The organism is Halorubrum kocurii JCM 14978, assembly GCF_000337355.1.
Taxonomy (GTDB): Archaea; Halobacteriota; Halobacteria; order Halobacteriales; family Haloferacaceae; genus Halorubrum; species Halorubrum kocurii.
Genome location: NZ_AOJH01000029.1, coordinates 1 through 6,392 on the forward strand (window position 1 = coordinate 1; position 6,392 = coordinate 6,392).

Sequence of the window (6,392 nt, forward strand, 5' to 3'; positions counted from 1 at the left end):
GGTAGGCGGCGGCTACTCCTCTTCGAGGTCGAGGTCGAACTGCTCGTTCTCGGTGACGGCGTTGAGGACGACGCTGGTGTTCGACTCGCGGATGTCGGCGTCGGTGAGGATCGACTTGATCTGGTCGTTCATGCCGTCCGTGTCGGTGAACTTCCCGATGGCGATCACGTCGTAGTCGCCCGTGACCTCGTAGACGCTCACCATCTGTTTCTCCTGGCGGAGCTTCTCGGTCACGCTGGGGAGTGCGCTCCCTTCGACCTTGAGCTGGAGCACCGCGGTCACGTCGTAGCCGAGCTTGTCGTAGTCGACGATGGGTGTGTACCCCCGGATCACGCCCTCGTCTTCGAGGTCGCGGAGGTGGTTCGACACCGTCGTCACCGATACGTCGAGCTCGTCGCCGAGGCTCCTGAGGCTCGCCCGTCCGTTGCTGAGAAGGGAGTTGATGAGCTTCGCGTCGAGGTTTTCGTACGTCATCAAACCTATTCACGTCGTCAGGGGTTTATAATTTTACGAACGTCCAGCATTCTTGCGCGACTGGCGGTTCATGCGCCAAGCGATAAGGCCTTTATACTGGCAGATAAGGAATGAAGCGTCCAGAACATGACGGACGAACACGCGAAACCGGACGGCGGCCTCACGGCCGAAGAACAGGCGGTACTCGACGAGATCGAGGAGAAAAACGTCGACTTCCTGCGGCTCCAGTTCACCGACATCCTCGGCGTCGTGAAGAACGTCTCCGTGCCCGCTCACCAGGCGGAGAAGGCGTTCACCGAGGGGATCTACTTCGACGGCTCCTCCATCGAGGGGTTCGTGCGCATCCAGGAGTCGGACATGCGGCTCGTCCCCGACCCCGACACGTTCGCGGTGCTCCCGTGGCGCAGCGACGGCAACGGCGACAGCGGGGCCGCGCGGCTCATCTGTGACATCGTCGACACCGACGGCGAGCCGTTCGCCGGCGGTCCGCGTCAGGTCCTCAAGAGCGTCCTCGAGGAGGCCGAGGAGATGGGGTACTCCGTCTCCATCGGTCCCGAGCCCGAGTTCTTCCTGTTCAAGACCGACGACGAGGGGAACGCGACGACGATCCCCCACGACAACGGCGGCTACTTCGACCTCGCGCCCAAGGACCTCGCGAGCGACGTCCGCAAGGAGATCATCTTCACCTTAGAGGAGATGGGCTTCGAGATCGAGGCCTCGCACCACGAGGTCGCCGAGGGGCAACACGAGATCAACTTCAAGTACGACGACGCGCTCACGACCGCGGACAACATCGCGACGTTCCGCGCCGTCGTCCGCGCCGTCGCGAGCCAGCACGACCTGCACGCGACGTTCATGCCCAAGCCGATCGCCGACATCAACGGCTCGGGCATGCACAGCCACATCTCGCTGTTCGACGAGGACGGTAACGCCTTCGCCGACGACGACGACGAGTTCAACCTGAGCGAGACGGCCTACCAGTTCATGGGCGGCATCCTGAACCACGCCCCCGCGTTCACGGCCGTCACGAACCCGACCGTCAACTCCTACAAGCGCCTGGTGCCCGGCTACGAGGCGCCCATCTACGTCGCGTGGTCCGACACGAACCGCTCGGCGCTCGTCCGCGTCCCGGACGCCGCCGGCGTCTCCGCGCGCTTCGAGGTCCGCAGCCCCGACCCGTCCTGTAACCCCTACCTCGGCATGGCGTCGCTCATCGCCGCCGGGCTCGACGGGATCAAGACCGAGGCCGATCCGGGCGACCCGGTCCGCGAGGACATCTACGAGTTCGACGACGCGAAGCGCCAGGAGTACGGGATCGAGACGCTCCCGCCGAACCTCGGCGCCGCCGTCGAGGATCTGGAGGCCGACGAGGTGCTTCAGGAGGCGCTCGGCCCGCACACCTCCGAGAAGTTCGCCGAGGCGAAGTCCCAGGAGTTCAGCGAGTACCTCACCCAGGTCTCCGAGTGGGAGGAGGACCGCTACCTCGAGACGTTCTGAGGCGACGGCGCGGCCGCGGTTCTTTCGGCGATTGCGGTTCTCTCCGTTCTCTCGACCCTTGCGGCTCTCTCAGTCCCGTCCGGTTTCGCTCCGTCACCCGTTTTTCGACCGGCGACGAGTGGTTCGCGACCAGCGCACATACTCGACGAGCGATCGAGAGCGGGAGTGGGTGTTGCAGTTCGTCGGTGCCAAAACAGTATTTAAAAAGCCGTGAGAGATAGCGATGAGCGCTTATAACTGACCGAAGCGGTCGGCGCGCGCCTGCGAGCGGCCGCGAATCAGCGCGTGCGAGGTCGTCGGGCTTCGCCCGACTGCCAGAGGCGCGTCGCGCCTCGCTGTCGCCGGCGGCGGAGCCGCCGGGTGGGGCTTTGGAGGCCTGCACCAGGTCGTCGATCGCTTATAAACAGCCACCGACAACGCCACTCGATCACTTATAAAACCGATCGGACGACACTACGCGATCTCAGCCGGACTCCCTCAGCTCCGGGCGCTCGACAGCGCCTCGATCCGCTCCGGCAGCGCGGGCAGCGCGACGACGGCGACCACGGCGGCGGTCGTCGCGGCCAGCGTGACCCAGACGGACCCCGAGAGCGCGTACGCGCCCACCCAGAGCCCGCCGGCGACGGCGAGCGCGGGGACCGCGATCCGGACGGGGACCGCGGGCTCGTCGGCGTCGACGAGCCGCCAGCCGATCGCGCCGCCGGCGCCGGTGGCGATCCCGATCCCCGCCTCGACGACCTCGCCCGTGTGCCCGTTCGCGACGGCGACGGCGAGCGCGCCGGTCGAGACGACCGCCGCGAGCAGGAACGGCAGCGTCGGATCGAGCGACCGGGTCGGATCGCCCGCCGATTCCGAAACCGCTGACCGCCGGATCCGCGGGTCGCCGGCGAGCCACAGCGCGCCGAGCACGACCCCGCTCCCGACGGCCAGCCCCGCGAGCACGTCGACGAGGTAGTGGACCTCGATGACGACCCGCGAGGCCGCGACGGCGAGGGCGAGGGCGACGGCCGCGAGGAGCCGCCGCCGGACGGTCCACGCCCGGTCGTACACGAGCGCCAGCGCGAGGTACGCCGCCGCGCCGCCGGTGGCGTGGCCGCTCGGGAAGCCGAAGCCGTCGGAGAGCACCTGCGCCTCGTACCACGCCGACAGCAGGCCGGGGAGCCACGTCGGCACGTCCGCGGGGCCGACCGCGCCGGGGGGGCGGGGGACCGCGAACCACGCCTTGCCGAGCGCCGTGGCGGCGTACGCGCAGGTGACGGCCGCGATCGCCGTCGCGCCGGCGCGGCGCGGCGCGGCCGCGAACCGGTCGCTCGCGAACCAGTAGCCGACCGCCAGCAGCCCGAACAGGAACCACGGGTCGGCGAGGTGGGTGACGGCCGCGAAGACGACGACGACGAACTCCGGGAGCGCGTCGGCGATGGCGATCTCGCCGATCCCGCGCTCGGCGGCGACGAGTCCGGTCACGCGTCGACCACGCGGTCAGTCGTCGCCCCGGTCGCGGGCGTAATCGAGCGCCTTGCCGGGCGTCTCGAGCAGGTTGAGGCCGATACCGACGATGATGAAGAGCGTGTACAGCCCGAGCGTCGACAGCCCCAGGATGAGCATCGCGGCGATGGCGTACAGCCCGTCGAGGAAGGAGAACGCGCCGAGAATCAGCACCGTGCCGTACAACAGCACGAGGTACGGTCCCCAGCCGCGGGCGTGGCCGCGCCGCATCCGCGAGCGGACGTACCGCTTCAGCTCAGACTCGACGGCCGGCTTGTCGACGGTGCGCCGCTCGACGTCGTCTTCGAACGCGTCGAACTCCGCCCGCAGTCGGCTCACCTCCTCCTGTAACGCAGCGACGTCCGGCGCTCCCGCCGGGCGTTCCTCGTCGCCGGCGTCGCCCGCGCCGTCCGACTCACCGTTCATACCCGTGGGTCGGTCGCGGGCGTGTTGTAACTGCCGGTCCGCGTCGTCGTCCGGTGCGCCGGTCCCGCCACCGCGGCCGGCGTCGCTCGCGGGGGACGACCAGTCCCGCCCCGCCAAAACGACGTTGACGACGCCGCCGACCACGACCACGGCGGCCGCGAGGTACAGCCACGTGACCAGCAGCAGGATCCCGCCGATCACGCCGTACACCTGGTACTGCCCGGCGCCCGCGGCGTACACCTGAAACCCGGCCTGCAGCAGCGTCCAGCCGATGGCGGCGAAGGCGGCCCCGGGAAGCGCCTCGCGGACGCCGATCGCGGGCTGCGGCAGGAGGTAGTACATCGGGAGGAAGACGACGGCGAGGAAGGCGGGTAACGCGAGGACGCTCGCGACCTCCACGAGCGGGACCGCGTCGGCGGCCGCGACGAACGCCCCGACGGCGACCATCACGCCGATCCCGACTCCCACGCCGAGGACGACGGAGCCGGCGTCGGTGAGCTGTTTGACGAAGTCCGGCGGCGACTTGACGCCGTACAGCTCGGCGAACGCCGTGTCGAGCGCGCGGAACACCTTCAGCGTCGACCAGAGCAACACCCCGACCCCGAGCACGCTCGCGCCGGTCCGGCCGCCGGCGGAGGAGACGGCGGCGGCGACGGCCTCCTCCCCGGCGGGCGTCAGGAACTCGCCGGTGGCGGCGACCAGCTCGGCGGCGATCGCCTCGCCGAAAACCGCGCTGGCGACGACGACGAGCAGGAGCAGCGCGGGGATCAGCGAGACGAACGCGTAGTAGGCGATCGCGGCGGCGAGGAACGTCACCTGTCGGTCGAGCGCGACGTCGACGACGCGGCGCGCCGTACCGAGGGCGGTGATCGAATGGCGGGACACGGCCGCGGGTTCGGTCGACGGCGACAAAAACGGGTCGGGTGCGGGTGGCGCGCGGGTACCGGGGCGGAGGACCGGGGTCGCGTCGTCAGGCCGCGTCGTCGCCGAGGACCGCCGCCCGCATCTCGGGGATCGACGCGGTGCTCTTGACCGCCGTGCCCCGGTAGTGCGCGCGGCTCGCCTCGTACCCGGCCCCCCGGAGGCGCTCGACGAACTCGTCCATCCCGATGGCGGCCTCGCCCCACTCCTTGTACAGGCGGTGCTGGTCGTAGTGCGTGGGGGTGTCGAGCTCGCGGGCGACGGTTCCGAGCAGCTTCCGCGCGCGCTTCGCCTCCCCCATGTCGTCGGTGACGCGCTCGCGGACCGCCCGGGCGAAGTCGGGATCGGCGACGGGGCCGAGCCAGAGCGGGCCCGCAGTGAGCACGCGGTCGCTCCCGCAGACGGGACAGGCGTCGACGGGGTCGGCGATCAGTCCGGGTTCGGGGTCGCGCCAGAGGCAGTCCTCGCAGTTGTCGACGTACCCGAGCTCGTCGATGCAGCCGTCGGCGGCCTGCGCGCCCGACTCCAGTTCGAGGTAGGTCCGTGCGTAGTGGCGCGAGACGTGCGAGACGATCGGGCGGGCCGCCTTGTCGTAGCGCGCGGCGGTCCGGACCAGCGCGGAGATCAGCGTCCGGAGCCCCATCTCGGGGTGGTAGTCGGTGTTGCGCGGGACGGCGCCGTACTTCCGGATCCCGCTGTTGAGGTGGGCGCCGCAGAGGGGGGCGGTGTCGGTCGCGGTGACGCAGACGAGGTTGCGCGCGTTCGCGAGCGCGGCGTCCGCGAAGGGGATCGGCGTCCCGTACGGGTCCAGATCGACGACGTCGAAGACGTTCTCGTACAGCAGGGCGTTGACGTCGCGGTGGGCCGTCTCGCCGTCGAGGTCGTTGGCGGCGAGGTTCTCGGCGGCCAGTTCGACCGCGTCCGGGTCCACGTCGGCGCAGGTGACGTCGTACCCCTCGGCGGCGGCGCGGACGCCCCGGACGCCGGAGGCCGCCATCGCGTCGAGATACGACGCCGCGCGCGGCTCGCGGTCGCGGTACGCCCGCAACACCGCGACGGTCACGTCGCGGTTCAGCTCCTGCGTGGGGTTGAAAAAGACCCCGCCGCCGGTGCCCTCGCTAGCCCCGTCGCGGGCCTCCGGAACGGAGACGGTGAGACCGCCCTCTTCGATATCCATACCCCGCGTTCGGCTATCCGCCACAAAAGGACCCCGCTCCGCGCGCCGCGCGGGTCGGTCACGCAACTGTCGCGGCCGCGAAGCGGGAGTTTTAGCCCCTCAGCGCGGAAAGGGGAGTACACTTATGAGTACGACACGGAGCCGACGGGCGAGCATCGGCGGCGGAGCGACTCGCGGACGCGTCCCGTTCCCGGAGGCGGATGGGCGATGGTGAGTCCCGCGCGCGTCGACGCGGTCACCGACATCGCCTACGGCGCGCTGATCGCCCTGTCGATCGTCCTCATCGCGACGCTCGACGCCAACAACATCGGGGTGGCGTTCGGGGTCGGGGTGTTCGCCTCCTACGTCGTCCACGTCGTCTGGAAGATGGCCCGGTTCGACCCGGACTGGATCTGTCTCTTATACACATCTC

At 69.9% G+C, this 6,392-nt stretch carries 5 protein-coding genes and 1 pseudogene; 2 read left to right on the forward strand and 4 right to left on the reverse strand.

Annotation, left to right across the window (positions count from 1 at the left end; genetic code table 11):
• Positions 1-12 precede the first annotated feature (12 nt).
• The gene (lrp, locus tag C468_RS03790; RefSeq protein WP_008847551.1) at positions 13-474 is read right to left on the reverse strand and encodes an HTH-type transcriptional regulator Lrp; all 462 of its coding nucleotides are present in this window, start codon (positions 472-474) and stop codon (positions 13-15) included.
• A 126-nt stretch (positions 475-600) separates the two neighbouring features.
• Here lrp and glnA point away from each other — a divergent pair, with 126 nt between their 5' ends.
• Complete coding sequence (gene glnA, locus C468_RS03795) at positions 601-1,971, forward strand: type I glutamate--ammonia ligase (RefSeq protein ID WP_008847552.1); 1,371 nt, start codon at positions 601-603, stop codon at positions 1,969-1,971.
• A 477-nt stretch (positions 1,972-2,448) separates the two neighbouring features.
• On the opposite strand, the gene C468_RS03800 is transcribed toward glnA, so the two are convergent.
• The 3 genes from C468_RS03800 to C468_RS03810 form a co-directional block, all read right to left on the reverse strand.
• A complete protein-coding gene (locus C468_RS03800; protein ID WP_008847553.1) occupies positions 2,449-3,435 on the reverse strand; it encodes a phosphatase PAP2 family protein in 987 nt (328 codons plus the stop codon).
• Positions 3,436-3,450: 15 nt separating this feature from the next.
• Positions 3,451-4,767, reverse strand: coding sequence for a YihY/virulence factor BrkB family protein (locus C468_RS03805; protein ID WP_049911978.1), 1,317 nt, complete (start codon positions 4,765-4,767; stop codon positions 3,451-3,453).
• Positions 4,768-4,852: 85 nt separating this feature from the next.
• A complete protein-coding gene (locus C468_RS03810) occupies positions 4,853-5,980 on the reverse strand; it encodes a tRNA (guanine(26)-N(2))-dimethyltransferase (RefSeq protein WP_008847555.1) in 1,128 nt (375 codons plus the stop codon).
• 207 nt (positions 5,981-6,187) lie between these two features.
• On the opposite strand from C468_RS03810, the pseudogene C468_RS03815 reads away from it, so the two are divergent.
• A pseudogene (locus tag C468_RS03815) lies at positions 6,188-6,392 on the forward strand (hypothetical protein); the annotation flags it as partial.

Coding starts and splice junctions, on each gene's coding strand:
- lrp (WP_008847551.1), bottom strand. CDS start 474: ATGACGTACGAAAACCTCGACGCGAAGCTCATCAACTCCCTTCTCAGC.
- glnA (WP_008847552.1), top strand. CDS start 601: ATGACGGACGAACACGCGAAACCGGACGGCGGCCTCACGGCCGAAGAA.
- C468_RS03810 (WP_008847555.1), bottom strand. CDS start 5,980: ATGGATATCGAAGAGGGCGGTCTCACCGTCTCCGTTCCGGAGGCCCGC.